Below are 20,190 nucleotides of genomic sequence, written 5' to 3' on the forward strand. Positions count from 1 at the left end.
TACACGGACGCTCGCGCGGGCGTGACCAGACCCACGTGCGGAGACCGAGCTCCTCGGAGACTAAACTGATCCGGTGACCATCCTCGCCGTCTGCCTCGCCGCACTGGCCCTTGCCCTGGCCATCCCTGTGCCGCGGGTGCTGAGCCGGGCGAAGTTCCGCGCACGCTCCCCCTGGGCGGCGATGCTGCTCTGGCAGGCGATCGCGCTGGCCGGGGGACTCTCCATGGTCGGCGCCCCGATCGTGTACGGGCTCGGCCCCTTCGGAGACACGGTGCCGGGCGCCGCGGTGCACGTGCTTCGACTCTCAGCGGCGGCCGACTTCGCTGCGCTGGCCGAGCTTCCGGTCCATCCCGGCCACATCTTCGCACTGTGTCTGGGCGTGCTTCTGGGCTGTCACCTGCTGGCGACGCTGCTGCTCACCTACGTGCGAGTGCTGGGCCAGCGCCGACGCCACCGCGATGTGGTGCGTCTGCTCTCGACGCCGGTCCAGGGCGATCAGGCCGCGACCCTGGGGCGGCATCTGAACCTCTCCCCCGACCTGCTTCACGCCCACGTGCTCGAGCATGAGGCGCCGCTGGCCTATTGTCTGCCCGGTCGCACGAACTCTGGTTCGGTCACTGTGCTCTCCCGGGGACTGCTGGATCAGCTCTCCGAGGGGGAGCTCGCCGCCGTCGTCGCGCATGAGAAGACGCACCTCCAGCAGCGACACCATTTCCTGACCATGGCCTTCGAGGCCTGGTACCGGGCGCTGCCCTGGCTGCCCACCACCCGGCACGGTCGCGCCGCGGTCACCGAGCTCACCGAGATGCTGGCCGACGACGGCGCCCTGCGCGCCCACGCGCGCGAGGATCTGGTGCGCGCCCTGGCGCTGAGCTCCGCCGGGCTGGAGCACCGCGATGTTCGGCGGGACGGGTCCGCGACGGAGGCGTTCACCGGTGGGGCCGAGGTCCAGGAGCAGTCGGCCCTGATCACCACTGCCCGGCTGAGCAGGCTGCTGATCCCGCCCGAGCCGCTGGGCGGGCCAGCCCTGGCCGGGATCGTGGCGATCGTGGCGGCCTTGATCCTGGTCCCCACCGCCGCCCTGCTGCTGGGCCCCTGACCCCTCTCCGCGCGGAGCGGCTCAGCCCGAGCGCGGAGCGGCTCAGCCGTTGGCGGCCAGGAAGTCCTCGGCGCCCCCGACGAGCTCGGTGTGCCCCTGCGGAAGATCCTTGCGCCCGATGAGCGCTGCGATCTCGGCGGCGAACTCCTCGACGCTGTAGAGCTTCCCGGCGGCCTCGCGGCGGGTCTCGAGGGCGCCCGGCTCCGCGCGCTCGAGCAGCGTCGCGGTGATGGTTCCCTCGATCATGTCCCCGGAGACGATGGTCAGCGTGATGCCCTTGGCGTCGAGCTCTGGGACGAGTTCGAGCAGCGCGTCCTCGCCGGCCCGCTTGGAGCGTGCCACCGGCTCGTAGGCGTCCATGGTGGCCGTCTGCTTGATGAAGTGCGCCTGGTGGCTGGTCACGAACACGATCTGTGACCCTGCGGGCATCACCTCGAGCGCGGTGCGCGCCATCTGGACCTGGGCGTCCCGGTTGAGCTTCAGCGCGTAGTCCTCGCCGCGGCCGGACTCCATCCCTCCGGAGGCGTTGAGCACCAGCAGGTTCAGCTCACCGAAGTTCTCCACGGCGGCGTCGACCAGCGCCTGGGCGCCGGCGGCCTCGGTGAGGTCCGCACCCACGGCCACCGCGCGTCCACCGGAGGCCTCGATGCCGGCCACCACTTTCTTGGCCCGGGGCGCCTTCTGCCGGTAGTTCACGACGACGCCGGCGCCGCGGGCCCCGATCAGGGCTGCGGTGGCGGCGCCGATGCCGCGCGACGATCCGGTGATGATGGCGCCGGTTCCGGCGAGATCCTGCTCTGTCATGACGGTGTCCTCAGTTCTGCTTGTGCCTGATGCGTACGGGAGTGCGCGTGCTGGGGGTGCGGGTGCTGGGGAGTGCGGGCCGGCGGGGAGGGCTCAGTGGCCCATGCCCAGGCCGCCGTCGACCGGGATGACGGCGCCGGAGATGTAGCCGGCCTCCGCGGAGGCGAGCCAGCGGACCGCCGAGGCCACCTCGGTGGGCTCGGCGAAGCGTCCTGCGGGGATGTTCTGCAGGTACTTGGCCTGCGTCGCGTCGTCCAGCTCGTCGGTCATGTCGGATCGCACGAAGCCCGGGGAGACGACGTTTGCGGTGATGCCGCGGCTGCCGAGCTCTCGGGTCAGCGAGCGGGCCATGCCGATCAGCCCAGCTTTGGACGAGGCATAGTTGATCTGGCCCGGAGAGCCGTAGAGCCCGACCACCGAGGAGATCAGCACGACCCGGCCCTTCTTCATCCGGATCATGCCCTTGGAGGCGCGCTTGAGCACCCGGAAGGCACCGGTGAGGTTGGTGTCGAGCACGTCGGTGAAGTCCTCCTCGCTCATCCGCATCAGCAGTGTGTCGCGGGTGATGCCGGCGTTGGCCACCAGGACCTCCACCGGACCGTGAGCCTGTTCGACCTCGGTGAAGGCTGCATCGACGGACGCGGCGTCGGTGACGTCCGCGGCCACGCCGAGCGCTCCCTCGGGGGCGTCTCCGTTGCGGGTGGTGACGGCAACCTTGTCCCCGTTGGCGATGAACGCCTCGGCGATGGCGCGGCCGATGCCACGGTTGCCGCCGGTGATCAGTACGCTGCGTGCGGTCATGAGTCTCCTTGTTACGGGTATGGGCACGATGCGACGCACGCGCTGAGCGGCGCCATCGGCTCTGAATCTCTTCTCGGCCCAACCCTATGCCAGCCCGTATGTGACCGTCGCGTCACATCGCCGTCGGACACCAGGTTGGGCCACTAGAATAGACCGGTGAGCGACCAGGTCCACTCGATCACTGATGCTCCCCAGAAGCACAGTGACGAGCAGCACTCAAGGATGGTGCGCTATGCGGTGTCTATGGGCATCCGCATGGTGTGTTTCATCCTTGCGGTGATCCTGCAGAACTGGATGACCTGGGTCTTGCTGGCTGCCGCAGTGGTGCTGCCCTATGTCGCGGTCACCACGGCCAATGTCGGCGCCGACCGGTATATGGGGCGTCGGCAGTCCGAGGACCTGGACTCCCCCGCGATGCTGGCCACCACCCATGAAGACGGTGAGCCCGAGGCTGACCGGCAGTGGTGGGAGGAGGACGAGCCCGCGCTTCACAACGGCGCCTCCAACGGTTTCTCCGAGTCCGAGGTGATCGCCGGCGAGCTGGTGGAGCCCGACGACCAGGAGGAACAGGGCGAGAGTTCCGAGGATCACACCAGGTCTCCGGATCCTGAGGAGCCCGCGCACCAGGACCGATCGACCCAGCCCCTCGATGATCAGGACTTGCACCGCTGATGGACCTCTTGAACACCCTGGGCGGCGACGGCGCACAGCCCGGACCGCAGAGTCCTCAATGCTCGCGCAAGGACTGCCGGTTCGACGCGACCTGGCAGGTGCTCTGGAACAACCCGAAGGTCCATACGCCCGAGCGGCGCAAGATCTGGCTGGCGTGTGACGAGCACCGTCCCTGGCTGGAGAACTATCTCGCCCAGCGGCTCTTCTGGCGCAGCACCCAACCGCTCGACGCCGGCACCGCCCCCGAGTCCTTCAGCGACACCGCCGCCACCCGCGCTCCCAGCACCCCAGACGATGATCCGCATCGGAGGCAGCTGTGAGGCGCTACCGCTTTCTGCTGACCCCCACCTGGCTGGGCTGGCTGGGCATCTGTGTGCTCTTCGCCGTGGCCTGCGTGTTCCTCGGCCAGTGGCAGATCGACCGGCGCGAGGTCGCGCTGGAAGAGATCAACCGGATCGTGGAGAACTACGACCAGGACCCGATCCCTTACACCGAGGGCCGCGAGCTCTTCGAGTCCGCCGATGAGCAGGACGAATGGACGGTGGTGGAGCTCACCGGCGAGTATCTCACGCAGGATTCCAGGCTGGTCCGCAACCGCGGCCACAGCGGCTCCGTGGGCTACGAATCGTTGGTCCCCTTCGCGGTGGCGGGCACCGAGGATGTGGTCGCCATCGACCGCGGCTGGCTGCCCACCGACAGCACCGACGGCTCCCGGCCGGCGCTGAATCCCGATCCGCCGGAGGGCGAAGTGGACCTGGTGGCTCGCATCCGTCCCGCGGAGCCGGAGATCAACCGGGACGCACCGGAGGGCCAGCTGGCCTCCATCGACCTGGATGAGTACCAGGACCAGCTGGGGTATGACCTGCTGACCGGCGGTTATGGACTCATGGCGGAGGAATCACCGGCACCCGAGGTCGCCCCGCGGCAGCTGATCCGACCCTCCCAGGATGAGGGCCCGCACCTGTCCTACTCGATGCAGTGGATCACCTTCGGGCTGCTCGGCTTCATCGGATGGGGCTACGCCGCCCGGATCCACGCCCGCAACCGTGACTACGAGCAGGCCGAGGCGCTGATCTCCGGAGAGCCGCACCACGCTGAGGGGCCTGGCGCTCCGGTGCACGCGGCCTCCTCAGCGCCGGCGCAGGACCGGATCCGTGAGGCCAAGCGCCGGCAGCGGATCAAGACCGGCCGGCTCTCGGATGAGGACCTCGAAGACGCCTGGGTGGACCAGCGGCTGCACCGCTGAGGGGATGATCCCCGCGGGCGGGTGCCCATCCTCGCCGGACTCCGCCTGCCGCCGCTGCTCGGATTCCTCGTCGAGCTGCCAGCGGGTGAGTTCTGTGCCCGGTCCGAGGCGACAGGTCGGACCAGGCCAGCCGAAGCTCAGGCGAGCGTGATGAGGTCTTCGTATTCCTTGGTGTAGAGGTCTTCCTCGCCATCGGGCAGCAGCAGAACTCGGTCGGGGCTCAGCGCCTCGACAGCACCCGGGTCGTGGCTGACCAGGACGACGGCGCCCTCGTAGGTGCGCAGCGCGGCGAGGATCTCCTCGCGGCTGGCCGGGTCCAGGTTGTTCGTCGGCTCGTCCAGCAGCAGCACGTTCGCGCTGGAGGCCACCAGCGAGGCCAGCGCCAGGCGGGTCTTCTCGCCGCCGGAGAGCACCGAGGCGGGCTTGCTGACGTCGTCGCCGGAGAACAGGAAGGACCCGAGGATCTTCCGCTGATCGGTGTCGTTGAGGAACGGGGCGGCGGTCTTCATGTTCTCCAGCACCGAGCTCTCGGTGTCGAGGGTGTCGTGCTCCTGGGCGAAGTAGCCGAGCTTGAGTCCGTGGCCGGAGATGACCCGTCCGGAGTCTGCCTCGGCGGCCCCGGCAAGCAGGCGCAGCAGCGTGGTCTTGCCCGCGCCGTTGTAGCCCAGGATCACCACGCGGGACCCGCGGTCGATCGCGAGGTCGAGCCCGGTGAAGATCTCCAGCGAGCCATAGGACTTCGAGAGTCCCTCGGCCATGAGCGGGGTCTTGCCGCAGGAGGACGGGGCGGGGAAGCGGATGTTCGCCACCCGCTCGGCGGCCCGCTCCCCTTCAAGTCCGGCCATCATCCGGTCGGCGCGCTTGAGCATGGACTGGGCGGCGACGGCCTTGGTGGCCTTGGCGCGCATCTTCTCGGCCTGGAAGCGCAGCGTGCTGGCCTTCTTCTCCGCGTTGGCGTATTCCCGCTTACGCCGAGCGGCATCCTGCTCGCGCTGGACCAGGTACTTCTTCCAGCCCATGTTGTAGACATCGAGCGTGGTGCGGTTGCCGTCGAGGTAGAAGACCTTGTTCACGGTGGACTCGATGAGGTCCACGTCGTGGGAGATCATCAGGACTCCCCCTGCGTAGTTCTGCAGGTGATCGCGCAGCCAGACGATGGAGTCGGCGTCGAGGTGGTTGGTGGGCTCATCCAGCAGCAGCGTGTCGGCGTCGGAGAAGAGGATCCGGGCGAGCTCCACGCGGCGGCGCTGACCGCCGGAGAGGGTCTTCAGCGGCTGGGTGAGGATCCGTTCAGGCAGGTCCAGGTTGTTGCAGATCATGGCGGCCTCGGCCTCGGCGGAGTAGCCGCCGGCGGCGTCGAACCGGGTCTGGACCTTCCCGTACTGGGTCATGGCCTTGTCCCGCACGGCGTCGTCGGTGCTCATCATGTCCTGCTCGGCCTGGCGCAGCTTCGTGGTGATCACGTCGAGCTCGCGGGCTGAGAGGATTCGGTCGCGTGAGAGCTGCTCCATATCGTCGATCTTGGGGTCCTGCGGCAGGTAGCCGATGCTGCCGCGGCGCTCCACATGGCCGGCGGCGGGCTGGGTCAGCCCGGCCAGCACCTTGGTCATCGTCGTCTTGCCCGCGCCATTGCGACCGACGAGCCCGACCTTGTCACCGGAGTCGATCCGGAAGTTGACCTCGTCCATCAGCAGGCGCGCGCCGGCGCGGAGTTCAAGATTGGATACGCTGATCAACGGTGCAGCTTCCCTTCGGGCCGAACAGAGTGCGTCGGCCTGACAATTTCAGATGGGTGGGTTTGGTGGACAACCTCTCTAGTGTAACGACGACGCTCGATGCCGTCGCATTCGACGTCGATACGGCCGAGGGCGGGAGACGCCGGATCCTGCATCCACTGACCCTGACTCTGCACCAGCACCGGATCGCCGTGATCGGCGCCAACGGCTCGGGCAAGTCCACGCTGCTGCGTCTGATCGCCGGTCTGGTGGCGCCCTCGCAGGGATCCCTCCAGCTCAGGCCTGCTGGCGTGCGCTCCGGGTTCATCTTCGCCAACCCGCAGGCTCAACTGATCATGCCGGTGGTCGGTGAGGACATCGCGTTCTCGCTGCGCCGCAGCGTCAGATCGGCCGCAGGGCGGCGTGAGCGCAGTCGTGAGATCTTGGACACCATGGGGCTCGGGGACCGTGAGGATTCGAGCATCTATGACCTCTCCTCCGGAGAGCGGCAGAAGGTCGCCCTCGCCGGAGTCCTGGCTGCCGAGCCGGAGCTGGTCCTGGCCGATGAGCCCACCACCCTGCTGGATCTGCGCAGCACCGTGGAGTTCACCGAGCTGCTGATGGGTCTCGACGCGCCGATGATCGTGGCCACCCATGACCTCGAGCTCGCGGCGCGAGCCGAACGGGTGCTGGTCTTCGAAGCGGGCCGGCTCATCGCCGACGACGCGCCCGCCCCGGCGATCGCCCGCTACCGCGAGAGCGCGGGCGCACTCTGAGTCAGTAGGCCCCGGCCCCGCCGAAGACCGCCCGCGCGGTGCGCAGCACGATCTGAATGTCTCCCAGCAGCGTCCAGTTCTCAACGTAGTAGAGGTCCAGCCTCACGCTCTCCTCCCAGGAGAGGTCCGAGCGACCGGCCACCTGCCACAGCCCGGTGATCCCGGGCTTGACCAGCAGCCGCCGGTGCGTGTGGTCGTCGTAGGCCTCCACCTCACGGGGCAGCGGCGGGCGCGGCCCCACCACTGACATCTCCCCGCGCAGCACGTTGTAGAACTGCGGCAGCTCATCCAGGCTCAGCCGGCGCAGCACTGCACCGATCCGGGTGACCCGAGGATCCCTGCGCATCTTGAAGAGCACCCCGTTGCCTTCCGAACGCTCCTCCAGCAGCGAGAGATGTTCTTCGGCGTCGACCACCATGGAGCGGAACTTGAGCATCGAGAACCGTGAGTGATTGATCCCGACGCGCTCCTGCCGGAAGAGCACCGGTCCTGGGCTGTCCAGCCGGACCCAGAGCGCGATGGTGATCAGCAGCGGGGCAAGCATCAGCAGCGCCAGCGCGGAGAAGACGACGTCGAAGGTGCGCTTGGTCAGCCGCGCCGTCCCGGTCAGTCGTGGGTAGGCCACGTGCAGCAGGGGGACTCCTGCGACCATGTTGGAAGTGATCCGCGAGCCGGCAGTCTCTGTGATGGAGGGCACCACGACGAGGTTCACATCCAGCGCGTCCAGCGCCCACCCCAGCTCCCGTACCCCCTGGGCGGAGAACAGGTCCGTCTCCGTCAGCAGCACCAGATCAGCGGCGCTGCGGGTGACGACGTCCACGATCTGCGCGACGACGCGCTCCCGGGTCTCGACGTCAGCAACGGTGTGATCGCCCTGGACCTCGTGGATCGCCGTGACGGTGGTGCCGGTGACCGTCTTGGATCCCCGCACTGCCGAGACGACATGACGGACCTTTCGAGGATTTCCCACCACCACGGCACGATGGGTCCACTTTCCTCGACGCCACTGGGCGTGGAGCATCCGGCGCCACAGCCAACGAGCCAGCAGCACGGCGATCGTCCCGATCGGCAGCGACCAGATGAGGTGTTCGCGGGCGACGGCCAGGTCGAGAGCGACCAGCGCGGTGAACAACAGACCGAAGCTCGTGAGCGTGGCGACCAGCACTCTCCGGTATTCCGTGACATCAGCCCCGATATGCCGCCAATCCCGGGACCGGCTCACGCTGAGCGCGGCGATCCAGAGCACACCGAGCACAGCGGTGGTGACCACCGGCGCTTCGGGCAGCGCCAACAGGTGGACCACGGTCAGGACACCGGCGATGACCGTGAGATCCGTGACCACCAGCCGCCTGGCGTAGCCTCGCTGCCAGCGGCGCGCCGAGGCGGGGCCCGCCGGTGAGCCCATCCAACCGAGTCTCGGCTCCGCGCTGGCGATGTTCACCGCAGAAGAGGGCTGGCTGGTCATGGAACAGCCCCCTCTTTCTCTGCCCGGACGGGAAGGCGGCCGGGAACAACAAGGTCGGCAGGATCGGTGGCACTGTGGAAGATGACGGTGTGGTGCAGATCGACCGTGCCAGCTGACGAGACCGCATTGGCCGCGTTGATGATGCGCGGCAGCTCTGCCGGGTACTCCTTGACGGTGTCGAATCCAGCCCACCAGGCGCCGAGCTGGAGATCCACCGCGCCCGGGCTGAAGGGATCCATTCCGCCGGAGGGGTAGGGAGTGAGCTCGCCGAACCACACTTCGCCATCAAGGTTGTAGAGGTCCACACGCATGAAGTCATATCCAGCACCGAGAGTCTCCGCAGCGCGGACCATCTCGCCGAAGTTCTTCGGTGGCGGAACAGCCGCACCGATTGGAGCCTCGTTGGTCATGTCGAGCGGTTCCCACTCGCGGTTGTAGAACACCTCCGTGAAGTCGTCGGTGAAACGTCCGACGTCGGTGTGCAGTATCTTCAGCTGCCCGTGAAAGACGTAGAACTTGTAGTCGATCAGTGGCGCACCGTCACCGATGCGCGGTTCGATGATCAGCTCCCGCCGCGCCTGTCCGTAGGCCCACTCCCCCACCGCGATCCGGTCATACGGGCGCAGCCATCCCTTGGTCACCCGGCGCAGGTCCGCCAGGGTCGTGCTGCGATCCCCGAAGTACACGGCCTTGCATTGATGGTTCGGCTTGATCACCCAGTGGTCAGGCAGCGTCGAGAGATCGAGCTCGTTCAGATCGGTGCCGTGCCACAGCGTCTCTGGCACGTTGATCCAGGGTGCTCGCTCGGCGGCGCAGTCCTTCATCGCACGCTTGTCGCAGGTCCAGGCGATCTCCGGACTGCGGTCCTGAAGCATCCGCTGGGTCAGGAACTCGGTGAACCGCGAAGGTTTCTTGAAGTTTCCCCAGCGTCCGAATCGGCGGCGATACATGATCTGCCGCAGTAACGGATCTGGGACGGGGGTCAGCAGTCGCCGGACTGAGGGGTGCATGGTGATTACCTTTCAAGGGGAGCGGACTGTCAGGCAGGCATCGAGGAGCGTGTGAGGACCATGGGCGCAGCTGTCGTCGGTTCCGGTTGTTCTCGGCTGCGGCTGCCGGCCGGGGTGGTCTGCGTGATCATGAGAGAGATGGCGCCTCCTCGGTCAGGCCTCGCAGCTCTTCCGGGTACTCCTTGAGGGTGTCGAATCCAGCCCACCAGGCGCCCAGCTGCAGATCCACCGACTCCGGAGTGAAGAGATCCATCCCGCCGGAGGGGTAGGGGGTCAGCTCCCCGAACCACAGCTCCCCTTCAAGGTTGTAGAGGTCCACGCGCATGAAGTCGTAGCCAGCACCGAGCGTCTCCGCCGCGCGCATCATGTCCTCGAAGTTCTTCGGGCGGGAAGCGACCGCCCCTCGTGGGAGTTCACAGGTGATGTCCAGGGGCTCCCAGTCGCGGTCGTAGAACACCTCCTCGAAGGGACCCGAGAAGCTGTCCAGGTCGGTGTGCAGGATCCGCGCTCGCCCATGAAAGACGAAGATCTTGAAGTCTGTGAGCGGGAGGCCGTCGCCGATCCTGGGCTCGATGATGAGCTCACGCCGCGCCTGTCCGTAGGCCCACTCCCCCACCGCGATCCGGTCATACGGGCGCAGCCATCCCTTGGTCACCCGGCGCAGGTCCGCCAGGGTCGTGCTGCGATCCCCCATATAGACGGCTTTGCTTCGATGGTTCGGCTTGATCACCCAGTGATCGGGCAGCGTCGAGAGATCGAGCTCGTTCAGATCAGTGCCGTGCCACAGCGTCTCTGGCACGTTGATCCAGGGTGCTCGCTCGGCGGCGTACTCCTTCATCGCACGCTTGTCGCAGGTCCAGGCGATCTCCGGACTGCGGTCCTTAAGCATCCGCTGGGTCAGGAACTCGGTGAACCGCGAAGGTTTCTTGAAGTTCCCCCACCGTCCGAACCTGCGGCGATACATGATCTGCCGCAGTAACGGATCAGGGATGGGGGTCAGCAGTCGCCGGACTGAGGGGTGCATGGTGATTGCCTTTCTGGGGAGCGGCCTGCACGGCAGGCATCGGTGCTGGTGCAGGGTCGGTGAGTGGTGGACAGATTCATCTGACGCAGATGCCTGCCGGGGTGGTCTGGGTGATCATGGGAGAGATGGCGCCTCCTCGGTCAGGCCTCGCAGCTCTTCCGGGTACTCCTTGACGGTGTCGAATCCAGCCCACCAGGCGCCCAGCTGCAGATCCACCGACTCCGGAGTGAAGAGATCCATCCCGCCGGAGGGGTAGGGGGTCAGCTCCCCGAACCACACTTCGCCGTCGATGGTGGACAGATCCACGCGCATGAAGTCGTAGCCAGCACCGAGCGTCTCCGCCGCACGCACCATCTCGTCGAACTTCTCCGGCCGTGGCTCTACAGCTCCCCGAGGTCCGCCATTGGTGATGTCCAGGGGCTCCCAGTCGCGGTTGTAGAACACCTCCGCGAAATTGTTCCTGAAGCGTCCCAAGTCGGTGTGCAGGATCTGGAAGCGGCCGTGGAAGACGAAGATGTTGAGTTCCCTCAGCGGAGCTCCGTCCCCGATCCTCGGCTCGATGATGAGCTCACGCCGCGCCTGTCCGTAGGCCCACTCCCCCACCGCGATCCGGTCATACGGGCGCAGCCATCCCTTGGTCACCCGGCGCAGGTCCGCCAGGGTCGTGCTGCGATCCCCCATATAGACGGCTTTGCTTCGATGGTTCGGCTTGATCACCCAGTGATCGGGCAGCGTCGAGAGATCGAGCTCGTTCAGATCAGTGCCGTGCCACAGCGTCTCTGGCACGTTGATCCAGGGTGCTCGCTCGGCGGCGTACTCCTTCATCGCACGCTTGTCGCAGGTCCAGGCGATCTCCGGACTGCGGTCCTTAAGCATCCGCTGGGTCAGGAACTCGGTGAACCGCGAAGGTTTCTTGAAGTTCCCCCACCGTCCGAACCTGCGGCGGTACATGATCTGCCGCAGAACGGGATCAGGGATGGGGGTCAGCAGCCTGCGCAAGGAGGAGTGCATGGTCATTACCTCTCTAGGGGAGCTGCCTGCACGGCAGGCATCGGTGCTGGTGCAGGGTCGGTGGCTGGTGGGGCAGCGGGTGCTTCCGTGCGCGGGTGGCGGACAAGCCTGGAGGCCATGAGAAGTCCCGGGATGACCTGGGCGAGAGTCACTCCCAGGGCCATCGAGACTCCCGGAGCTGCGGGGCCCAGCCCCAGCTGTATCCCGAACAAGGTGCCCGGCACGACCAGGATGAGCAGCACCAGTGACATCGCCGCCTGGCGCCAGAATCCACGGCGGTCGGTGAAGAGATTGGTCTGGGTCAGATGTGCGGCCTGCGCGACGAGGGCCGCTCCGAGACCGAGGACGACGCCCCAGGAAGGTACGAGAGCGCCGCCGGTGACGAGACCTGCCACGGGCCGGGCGAAGATGATGAAGCCCAGAGCAGCGCAGGCGCCGAGCCCGGTGAGCAACAGATTCGCTCGTCGCCAGAGCTGTGGACTCGGGTCCACGGCGAAGCGCGGCCAGAGCACCGTCGCGGCCATATAGAGGACCGAGTAGATCGGCATGTAGAGCTGCAGGGCGATGGCGTATTCGCTCAGGTCCAGGGCTGTGGCTGCACTGGCCAGGACCAGCCTGCCGTGCTGCTCGGAGAGGACCATCCCGGCGGTGGCCAGCAGCACTGGGAGCCCGCCAAGCAGGATGAGTCTGATCGACGTCCCCTCGGCGATCTCCTCACGGCGCTCGTCGTGTTCAGCAGGCACGGGGCAGCCGTCCACGGGGTTCTCGTTCGCGGATCGCTCCGGTATGAGGATCGTACGGATGCCGATGCGCGGGTGCAGGAAGGCGAGGTAGCCGCAGACGCCGAGGAAGCCGAGCGTGCTCAGCGGCAGCCCGAGCGCCAGCCAGGCGACGGGCACTCCCAGCTGTCCGAGGGCGTAGACGACCAGCACGTTTCCGACCGAGGGGAGCAGACCGAGCAGGACGAGAACATCCGAACGGTCTCGACCCACCAGCACTCGCTCCGCGATCCCCAGCGGAAGGCTCAGGAAGAAGACCCCCAATACCAGACTCATGACCAGGTCGACCTGTGGGGCGAGTGTTTCAGGAACTTCAAAGACTCTGGACCAGAATCCATACACCCCGCTCAGCGCCGCGGCCGTGGCACCGAGAAGTCCCACCGCGAGCAGCAGCAGGGCGGTGCGTCTGATGAGGGTGCGGACCTCCTCTGCGGCCCGTGCCGAACCATCAACCCGGGCCACCGCTCGAGCCACGGCCGCTCCCATGCCGAGATCGGCGAACGGGAGAGCAAGCTGCAGCTGGGCGACCAGGGTGATGAATCCGAACGCAAGCACCCCGGCATAGTGCACGGTGAGTCCCGCCGTGGTCAGTGCACAGAGCGCGCTGATCGGCAGCACGGCGATGCGCAGACCAGCGGTCCGCGCAAACATCGCGGTCCAGCTTCGGTGCGGCCCCGGTCTCGGCGGCCCCGGGTTCACCGATGCGGCGTGTACTGTCTCTTCAGTCATGCCCACCGACTTGCAGCATCCCGGACATGGCGACCACGACGGCCGCCGCATGTGGGCGAGCCCGCAGGCACTTCGCCAGCTGTCGGACACCCTGGTTCCAGGCTCCGGACGCGAAGGCGTCCCGCGCCACCACCGAGGCCTGGAAGTCGGCGCGGGAGCGTTCCGAGATCTCGGTGCCTATCGAGTCGAGCCAGCGTGAGCTGGCCTGCCAGTCCGCGCTGCGCGAGATGGAGCCGACGCTGGCCTGGTGCACTCGCACCAGCACCTCGGGCAGCATCGTCAGCGTCTTGCCGGCCGCTTCGAGCCTTGCGAGCCAGTCCCAGTCCTGGTGCCGGGTCAGCTCGTCGTTCCAGGGGACCTCCAGCGCGGTGGACCTGCTGCACAGCAGCGAGGAGGTCTGCATGAAGGTTCGCCGCAGCCGCAGCGTGGAGCGGTCGAGGATGTAGTCCACCACCGCCTCCGCGTCCTCGCCCTCTGCCTGGTAGAGCCGCTCGGGGACCACTCGACTCGACGATCCCACGAGCAGCGAGCGCGAGCTCAGCACGGTGTTGTCGTCCACCACCGCCATCTGCAGGGCGGCCTTCTCAGAGACCCACTCGTCGTCGTCGTCGAGGAAGGCCACATGCGTCGTGCTGGCGCTGCGCACCCCGAGGTTGCGGGCACCGGCTCCCCCGAGCCCTCCTGGGGTGAGGACCATGATGTGCGGCAGCCCGGTGAGCAGCTTCTCGACGCTGGCGGCGTTCTCGGGCCGGTCGAGGACCACCAGGACTGTGGTGTCCCAGGTCTGGCGCAGCACCGACCGGACGGCCCGCTTGAGCGAGCGGCGCCCTACTGTAGGGATGATCGCGGTCAAGGACCGGGCGTGCTGAGGTTCGGTGTACTCGTAGAGCTCAGCGGTGAACGGCCCGCGCCTCGCGGCGTCGATCCGGGAGGGGGTGTCGATGCTCATCACGCCCTCCACATCAGCAGGGCGGCGAGCTTCATGGGTTCCAGGAGATAGCGTCCGGCGAGTCGACGCGGGTCTGTGGCCAGTCGCCACGCCCACTCCAGGCCCATCGCTCCGAGCCGGCGTGGGGCGAGCGACTGGGTGCCTCCCAGCTGGTCCAGTGCGCCTCCCACCGTGGCGATCACCGGGACGTCCACGCGCGAGGCCAGCTCATCGGCGATGCGCTCCTGCAGCGGCATGCCCATGCCGATCAGCAGAACCTGCGGATCGTGATCCCGAATGCTGGCGGCTACCTCTTCGATGTTCTCCGCTCGCCACGGGTCACCGGGAATGGCCTGCCAGTCCACCTCGCCGTCCAGTGAGCTCAGATGCTTCAGCACTGCGTCGCTGGCGGCCGGCGTGCCGCCGAGCAGAGACACGCGATGGATGCCTTCCAGGTCCGCCAGGCCCTCCACCCAGTCGGTGGATCCGATGCGGTGCTCGGTGCGAAGCGGCACCCGGAGCCCGAGCCGCATCAGGGCCAGCAGCGGCATGCCGTCGACGACGACGGCCCCAGCCCGGTCATAGAAGTCGCGGAACTCCGGCAGGCTGTACCAGAGATAGACGGAGTGAAGATTGTGGCCGGCGACGAGCATCCGACGGTGTTCGCGGGCGGCGTCGCGGATATGGTCCAGAAGTTCTTCTCTGCGCAGCGGAGTGACATCGACGTTGAGCAGCGGAACATTCAGGGACGGGATGACAGTCATCAGAGATCTCCTCGTGGATGAATCGATGGTGCATGTGACGGTGCGCTGATGCGGTGCTGTATCACCTGTCTGGAGCGCAGGAGCAGGGCTCACCGCCGGGAAGGCGGTGGCGGGATCTGGGGTCGGAGAAGCCATGAACGCAGATCACGTCCTGTCCTGCGGGAGGGTGAAGATGTGCGCACTGCCCGGGGCAGCCTCGGAGAGCGCCAGCGTGCCGTCGGGGAGCCGACGACGCCGCGCCGAGGAGAGCCCGGAGGCCCGGGCGCTCAGGCCCTGTCCGGAGTCGCCGGGATCTCCGTCACGTCCACGTCCGCCACCGCGACGTCGCCGGCGTGACCCAGGGGGTCGACGGTCCTGGAGGCTGTCAGGTCCACGCGGGGGAACACCGGTGAACACCACTCCGACGAGTCGGGCGCGGGCTCGGGTCAGCAGTTCGAGCCCGGCGCTCAGCTGCGCCCGCGAGACCTCTCCGTAGCGGGCCACCACGATGACGCCGGTCGTGATCTGGGCAAGCAGAGCGGCAGCGGACTGGCTCAGCAGCGCAGGAGTATCGATGATGGTGACGTCATAGGTCTCGGCGCAGCCTTCAAGCAGGGTGGCCATGGCATCGAGGGCGCAGGCCTCCAGGCCGTGGTCCGCTCCCCGGCCGGCGGGCAGGATGTCGAGACCCGGTTCCGCATCGGTGATGATCACATCTTCGAAATAGGCGCTCCCGGACAGCACCTCGTTCAGTCCAGCAGGGGTGAGGTCGGTCAGCTGGCCCCCGCCCGAGGTGCTGGTGCGAAACCAGTGCACGATGTCGGGGTTCGCGAAATCCGCTCCGATCAGCAGGGTGCGGCGGCCACCTTCCACCAGGGATCGGGCCAGGTTCACCGCAACGGTGGTGCGACCCTCCCCCTCCACCGAACTGGTGATCACATAGGAGCTCGGTGAGTCGAGGTACTTGCCGAACATCAGCCGCATGCGCATCTCCCGGAAGGACGCCACCGCCTCCACCGACCTCGGGTCGGTTCGATCCCCCTGAGTCGTCACCGTCGGCGCGCCCTTGGTGACGCCCAGCAGCGGCGCGGCTGTGAGGTCCTTGAGGTCGCGGGGAGTGCGCACCGACGTGTCGCGGGCTTCGCGCAGGAAGGCCAGTCCGAGACCGAGGAGGATCCCGACCGCTAGGCCTGTTCCCAGGACGAGCTCCAGCCGCGGTCCCTGTGGATGGGCAGACGCCACGGCGTCCTGCACCACTGAAAGTTCGACGAGGACTTCACCGTCTGAGCCAGGATCCTCGCCTGGACCTTCGATCTCGTTCACCAGGGTCTGCAGGCTGGTCACCGTGGAGTTGGCGATGTCTGCCGCTGCCTGAGCCTCGTCTGCGGTCGCGGTGATCTCCAGCAGCGAGGTGCCGCGGGGCACCTCTGCGTCGATGCTCTCGGCGAGCTGTGAGCTCGACATCGGCAGTCGCAGATCCTCGACCACGGGATCCAGCACCGCCGGGGTCGTGACCAGGTCTGCGTAGCTCTTGACCCGTTGTCCCACAACGGTGCTGCCCCGCTGGAGCTCCTCGAGACTCTCACCGGTCGCGGCAGAGACATAGATCTTGGTCGTGGACTCGTAGGTGACCGGCTGCAAGACGTAGATGGCGGCCGCGAAGAGCACGGCGATCACCGGAGTGAGCAGAATCGACGCCCAACGACGGCGGCAGATGCGCACAAAATTGTGCAAGGCCATAAGTGACAACTTCCCGGTGCAAGGTCAGTGGTCACCGTGCAGACGCCCCTGGAACGGAGGGGCGCCTGTACGGTGCGTTGACCACGCTAGGCCGGGAGGTGGGTCCTGCGTCACAGTGATGGGCGAACCCCCGCAGGGACTACGGGGGAACCCCCGTGATTCCCCGTGGTGAGATCTTCAACCAGGTCAGGGGGGGGGCGTCGAACCGGCTCAGGCGCTGCGCAGGCCGCTTTCGGCCTCATCCTGGAGCATCCGACGCAGGGCGTGGCGAGATTCCAGCGCGAGCTTCCCCAGGGCGTTCGCCACGTGGTACTCCACGGTGCGCACCGAGAGGACGAGCTCCTCGGCCACGTCCTTGTTTGACAGGCCTTGACCCACCATCAGGGCGATCTCCCGTTCACGGTTTGTCAGCCCGGTCAGCGCAAACCGGGCCTTGGAACTGAGCCCCTCGGGCAGATCGATCATCCGGGCGCGCTCAGTGGTCCCCGCGACTCCCGCCGGCTTGCGCAGCGTCTGGAAGACCTCATCGGCCTGATGGAAGAGTCCATCCGCGCCGCATCCCTGGAACATCGAACCGGCCCAGAGCACCCATTCCGACGTCTGCTCGACCTTTTCCTGCAGAGAATCCCTGCCGAGCGCCACACAGTGCCCGAGGTCCAGTGCGAGGAGGCCGCGGTAGATGCTGAGCGCACCGCCATCACCGGGCACATGGGTCGATTTCAGCGCAGGAATCGCCGAGATCGTGGACATCGCGGCACTGAGGTGTTCATAGGCTGTCGCGTGCTTGCCGGCCCCCAAGGCTGCCAGTCCGCGCAGATGCCGCAGTACATACTCGCGCTGAGCGGTGGAGGAGTGCTCGTCTGCACGGATCGTGCTGATCAGCGCCGGCAGCGCCTGTGCCCTGCCGCTGTGGAACAGTGACCTTCCCAGCAGCACCGCCGGCGTGAGTGCGCGGGACCAGATGTTGAGCTCCGCCTGCAGCCCGAGAACGCTGCTGACCACTCGCTCGTGGTCCTGGGCCGACGTGGCCCCCCAGGCCTCGACGAACCCTCGTCCCGCGCGGCCGAGACTGGTGTCGGTCATTCGGCGGACATGCGCGCGCAGGTCGAAGGGCCAGTTCTGCGCCGCGCGCTGCCCGCGCGCTGCCGGCACGAGGTGAGCGGCGTTGAAGGCCACCGGTGCGACATTTTCTTCACTGATGTCCAGCACCTCGGCTGCGGCCGATTCCGCAAAGTCCTGCGCCTCGGACCACAGCCCGGCCTCGAAGAGCAGGTAGGTGATGTGTATCTCGGCCTGAGCCAGCGCGCGACGATTGCGGCCGGGCCAGTTCTCGATCGCGGCGATCAGGTCGGCATACGCCTCAGTGAGACGACCTGCGGTGCGCAGCAGCGCGCCTCGCGCCACCAGCAGCACCATCTGCGCGGATTCCGTGCCAGGAACACGTCTGACCTCATCGAGAAGCGTCTCGACCTCCCGGGAGAACGACTCGGGCTGGGCGGCGTCCATGTCTTCGAGCAGCCGCCAGAGCTGCAGACTGACCCTCAGCCCGCGGGTCTCGGCCAGGAGCTGTTCGGGCGTCGCCATCCGGGTGCGCACGGCTGGATCGTCGGCTTCTAGCTTCGCTTCGAGCAGCTGCAGCACCTCGACGGTGCGCTCAGCCACCTGGAAGAGGTGCCAGTAGGATCCGCGAAGGCCAGCGGTGCGCGACGCGGTCAGGACCGTGTCGGCATAGCACAGGAGCGCCTGGGGAGATGCCTCGGCCAGCCCTTCGCCGCCGGCCAGGAAGCCCAGTGTGCTCTCCAGATCGCCACGGATCAGGCTCTCGCGCGCGAGGATCCCGCGTCGCAGCACCGGGTGGACGTTGTCATGACTGTGCGCCCAGCTGATCGTCGAGTCGATGTCGACCCTGGTGCCTGCGCGCATCGCGGCGAAGGAGAGCACCTCCAGCGTGGCGCCGGATCGGTCCACCTCGAAGGCGAGCCGGCTCAGCTCAAGAGTCTCGGCATTGTCGCCGGCGCGGCTGGCGGCGCGCGCGGCATCGGTGAGGGCCGCGACGATCGCGGGGCGATCTCCCACCGAGGGATCCAGCAGCGCGGCTTCGGCCTGGTGCCGGGCCGCAGAGGTGCCCGCGTGGACGCGGGCAAGGCGCATGTGCAGGTCCACGCGCTGTTCGCGCGGAAGATCGACGACCAGGCACTGCTGGAAGATTCTGTGCTGCAGGCAGAATCGGCCGGACTTCGCCGACTCCTGGACGAGGCTGGAATTGCGGAGCGCCTCGACGTCGACGGATGCGACACCGAGCAGTTCCCGAATCTCGTGGTCCGCGAGCGGATAGCGGGACAGGGCCAGCAGCGCCAGCACCTGCTGCACATCGGCAGGAGCCTCCTCGAAGATCTGCCGGATGCGGAGCCGCTGAGACTCCGCAGGACCCGCGCCCCGGCCAAGTCCCTCCAGCGCACGGTCCAGCGCCGCGGCGGTGATCGCCTCCTCCGGGGCGGTGAGCGTGTCGATGACATAGCTCACAAACGACGGAAAACCGCCGGTGGCGTCATGGACCCGCGCCGCAACATTGGCGCTGATCGGGAGACCCGTCTCCCGCTGGAGCAGCTCACGGACCTCTGCTCGACTGAAGGGCTCCAGCTCGATGCGCAGCGCCTCACCGGCTGTCGCGGTGTAGCGCTCCAGAGGCAGCAGGTCGGGACGCGTGGTGGGGCGGCTGGTCACCAGCGAGAGCATCGGGACGTCCTCGACCTCACGGATCGTCTGGTAGATCACGGCCGCAGAGAGCGAGTCCATCCACTGCAGGTCCTCGATGACCAGCGCGACGGGTTCGCGGATCCCATCTGTCTGCTCCTGGACCAGCGCCGCGAGTCCCTCGCCGTCGGTGGGCGCGCGGGAGCGCTGCGGCTTGTGGAGCAGGCGCACAGCGGCATACCCCGGCGTCGCCCGATCGGCGACGTCGAGGTATACATTCGCTCGCGACCAACCCGAGAGTCGAGCCACGGCCTCATTGAGCAAGGACGTCTTGCCTATACCTGGAGGGCCTTCGATCAGAATGAATCGCGGGTCGGAGGAGGAATGAACGGCCTCCGCCGCCGCCGCGATGAGTTCCAGCTCTGATTCCCGGCCCAGAAACCTGTTCAATCGTGACATATAAGCTCCCTTGCACAGGCGGCATCCTGCCTGCTTCAGGGTACAGACATGGATGCCACCTGCTTCGGTCCAGCCTATGTCACGCTTCTTCCCAGGAAAAGACCTGGCAAGGCTTTAGTTCAAATCTATATGTTAAAACCGAGGGCGCGCATCTGCTCGCGACCATCGTCGGTGATCTTCTCGGGGCCCCACGGCGGCATCCAGACCCAGTTGAGCCGCCATTCGTCGACCAGGGAGCCGACGTGCTGTCCGACCTGCTCCTCCAGAACATCGGTGAGCGGGCAGGCGGCGGTGGTCAACGTCATGTCGATGAGCAGTGCACCGTCCTCGGCGTAGTGCAGGCCGTAGAGCAGACCGAGGTCCACGATGTTGATTCCGAGCTCGGGGTCGATGACGTCCTTGAGGGCTTCCTCGACATCTTCAAGCGGCGTCTGGGCCGCGGTGACAGCGTCACTCATGGCGCTCTCCTTTCCTTCGACGTTCTTGCGCGTACGT

At 67.2% G+C, this 20,190-nt stretch carries 18 protein-coding genes; 5 read left to right on the forward strand and 13 right to left on the reverse strand.

The genetic code is table 11. The features are described 5' to 3' along the window. The first annotated feature begins 73 nt into the window (after positions 1-73). Positions 74-1,099 (forward strand): M56 family metallopeptidase, encoded by a 1,026-nt coding sequence (locus LSI54_RS07820; RefSeq protein WP_241464883.1) that lies wholly within the window; start codon positions 74-76, stop codon positions 1,097-1,099. A 42-nt stretch (positions 1,100-1,141) separates the two neighbouring features. On the opposite strand, the gene LSI54_RS07825 is transcribed toward LSI54_RS07820, so the two are convergent. Together LSI54_RS07825 and LSI54_RS07830 are read right to left on the reverse strand one after the other, a co-directional pair. After that, positions 1,142-1,903, reverse strand: a complete 762-nt coding sequence (locus LSI54_RS07825) for an SDR family oxidoreductase (protein WP_241478087.1) — start codon at positions 1,901-1,903, stop codon at positions 1,142-1,144. Between the two features lie 93 nt (positions 1,904-1,996). Next, positions 1,997-2,704: a beta-ketoacyl-ACP reductase gene (locus LSI54_RS07830; protein WP_241464885.1), complete on the reverse strand. Its 708-nt coding sequence runs from the start codon at positions 2,702-2,704 to the stop codon at positions 1,997-1,999. 156 nt (positions 2,705-2,860) lie between these two features. Between LSI54_RS07830 and LSI54_RS07835 the strand changes: the two genes are divergently transcribed. Genes LSI54_RS07835 through LSI54_RS07845 form a run of 3 tightly spaced genes read left to right on the forward strand, consistent with a single transcriptional unit; the run spans position 2,861 to position 4,622 of the window. Beyond that, positions 2,861-3,376 (forward strand): DUF3099 domain-containing protein, encoded by a 516-nt coding sequence (locus LSI54_RS07835; protein WP_241464886.1) that lies wholly within the window; start codon positions 2,861-2,863, stop codon positions 3,374-3,376. Further along, a complete protein-coding gene (locus LSI54_RS07840; RefSeq protein WP_241464887.1) occupies positions 3,376-3,696 on the forward strand; it encodes an acetone carboxylase in 321 nt (106 codons plus the stop codon). The genes LSI54_RS07835 and LSI54_RS07840 overlap by 1 nt, the downstream gene beginning before the upstream one ends. Beyond that, positions 3,693-4,622, forward strand: a complete 930-nt coding sequence (locus LSI54_RS07845) for an SURF1 family cytochrome oxidase biogenesis protein (RefSeq protein WP_241478088.1) — start codon at positions 3,693-3,695, stop codon at positions 4,620-4,622. The genes LSI54_RS07840 and LSI54_RS07845 overlap by 4 nt, the downstream gene beginning before the upstream one ends. A gap of 137 nt (positions 4,623-4,759) precedes the next feature. On the opposite strand, the gene LSI54_RS07850 is transcribed toward LSI54_RS07845, so the two are convergent. Beyond that, on the reverse strand, positions 4,760-6,358 hold the full coding sequence (locus tag LSI54_RS07850) for an ABC-F family ATP-binding cassette domain-containing protein (protein ID WP_241464889.1): 1,599 nt from the start codon (positions 6,356-6,358) through the stop codon (positions 4,760-4,762). A gap of 65 nt (positions 6,359-6,423) precedes the next feature. Between LSI54_RS07850 and LSI54_RS07855 the strand changes: the two genes are divergently transcribed. Further along, a complete protein-coding gene (locus LSI54_RS07855) occupies positions 6,424-7,113 on the forward strand; it encodes an energy-coupling factor ABC transporter ATP-binding protein (protein WP_241478089.1) in 690 nt (229 codons plus the stop codon). Position 7,114: 1 nt separating this feature from the next. Here LSI54_RS07855 and LSI54_RS07860 read toward each other — a convergent pair whose 3' ends face one another. The 10 genes from LSI54_RS07860 to LSI54_RS07905 form a co-directional block, all read right to left on the reverse strand. Further along, on the reverse strand, positions 7,115-8,578 hold the full coding sequence (locus LSI54_RS07860; RefSeq protein WP_241478090.1) for a sugar transferase: 1,464 nt from the start codon (positions 8,576-8,578) through the stop codon (positions 7,115-7,117). Further along, positions 8,575-9,588, reverse strand: coding sequence for an ATP-grasp fold amidoligase family protein (locus tag LSI54_RS07865; RefSeq protein ID WP_241478091.1), 1,014 nt, complete (start codon positions 9,586-9,588; stop codon positions 8,575-8,577). The genes LSI54_RS07860 and LSI54_RS07865 overlap by 4 nt, the downstream gene beginning before the upstream one ends. Before the next feature lie 127 nt (positions 9,589-9,715). After that, positions 9,716-10,612, reverse strand: a complete 897-nt coding sequence (locus LSI54_RS07870; RefSeq protein WP_241478092.1) for an ATP-grasp fold amidoligase family protein — start codon at positions 10,610-10,612, stop codon at positions 9,716-9,718. 114 nt (positions 10,613-10,726) lie between these two features. Beyond that, positions 10,727-11,623 (reverse strand): ATP-grasp fold amidoligase family protein, encoded by an 897-nt coding sequence (locus LSI54_RS07875; RefSeq protein ID WP_241475894.1) that lies wholly within the window; start codon positions 11,621-11,623, stop codon positions 10,727-10,729. A 5-nt stretch (positions 11,624-11,628) separates the two neighbouring features. Further along, positions 11,629-13,131 (reverse strand): lipopolysaccharide biosynthesis protein, encoded by a 1,503-nt coding sequence (locus LSI54_RS07880; RefSeq protein ID WP_241478093.1) that lies wholly within the window; start codon positions 13,129-13,131, stop codon positions 11,629-11,631. Next, a complete protein-coding gene (locus LSI54_RS07885) occupies positions 13,124-14,080 on the reverse strand; it encodes a glycosyltransferase family A protein (RefSeq protein ID WP_241478094.1) in 957 nt (318 codons plus the stop codon). Before LSI54_RS07885 ends, LSI54_RS07880 begins: the two co-directional genes overlap by 8 nt. Further along, entirely contained in the window at positions 14,080-14,823 is a 744-nt protein-coding gene (locus LSI54_RS07890; RefSeq protein ID WP_241464897.1) for a WecB/TagA/CpsF family glycosyltransferase, read from the reverse strand. The genes LSI54_RS07885 and LSI54_RS07890 overlap by 1 nt, the downstream gene beginning before the upstream one ends. A 144-nt stretch (positions 14,824-14,967) precedes the next feature. Further along, positions 14,968-16,542 carry a polysaccharide biosynthesis tyrosine autokinase gene (locus LSI54_RS07895; RefSeq protein WP_241478095.1) on the reverse strand — a complete coding sequence of 525 codons (1,575 nt, stop codon included), beginning with the start codon at positions 16,540-16,542 and terminating at the stop codon, positions 14,968-14,970. A 210-nt stretch (positions 16,543-16,752) separates the two neighbouring features. Continuing rightward, the gene (locus LSI54_RS07900) at positions 16,753-19,695 is read right to left on the reverse strand and encodes a helix-turn-helix transcriptional regulator (RefSeq protein ID WP_241478096.1); all 2,943 of its coding nucleotides are present in this window, start codon (positions 19,693-19,695) and stop codon (positions 16,753-16,755) included. A 125-nt stretch (positions 19,696-19,820) separates the two neighbouring features. Continuing rightward, positions 19,821-20,153 carry a metal-sulfur cluster assembly factor gene (locus LSI54_RS07905; RefSeq protein WP_036476317.1) on the reverse strand — a complete coding sequence of 111 codons (333 nt, stop codon included), beginning with the start codon at positions 20,151-20,153 and terminating at the stop codon, positions 19,821-19,823. Positions 20,154-20,190: the final 37 nt, after the last annotated feature.

Source organism: Nesterenkonia sp. AY15 (assembly GCF_022565855.1).
Lineage (GTDB): Bacteria > Actinomycetota > Actinomycetes > Actinomycetales > Micrococcaceae > Nesterenkonia.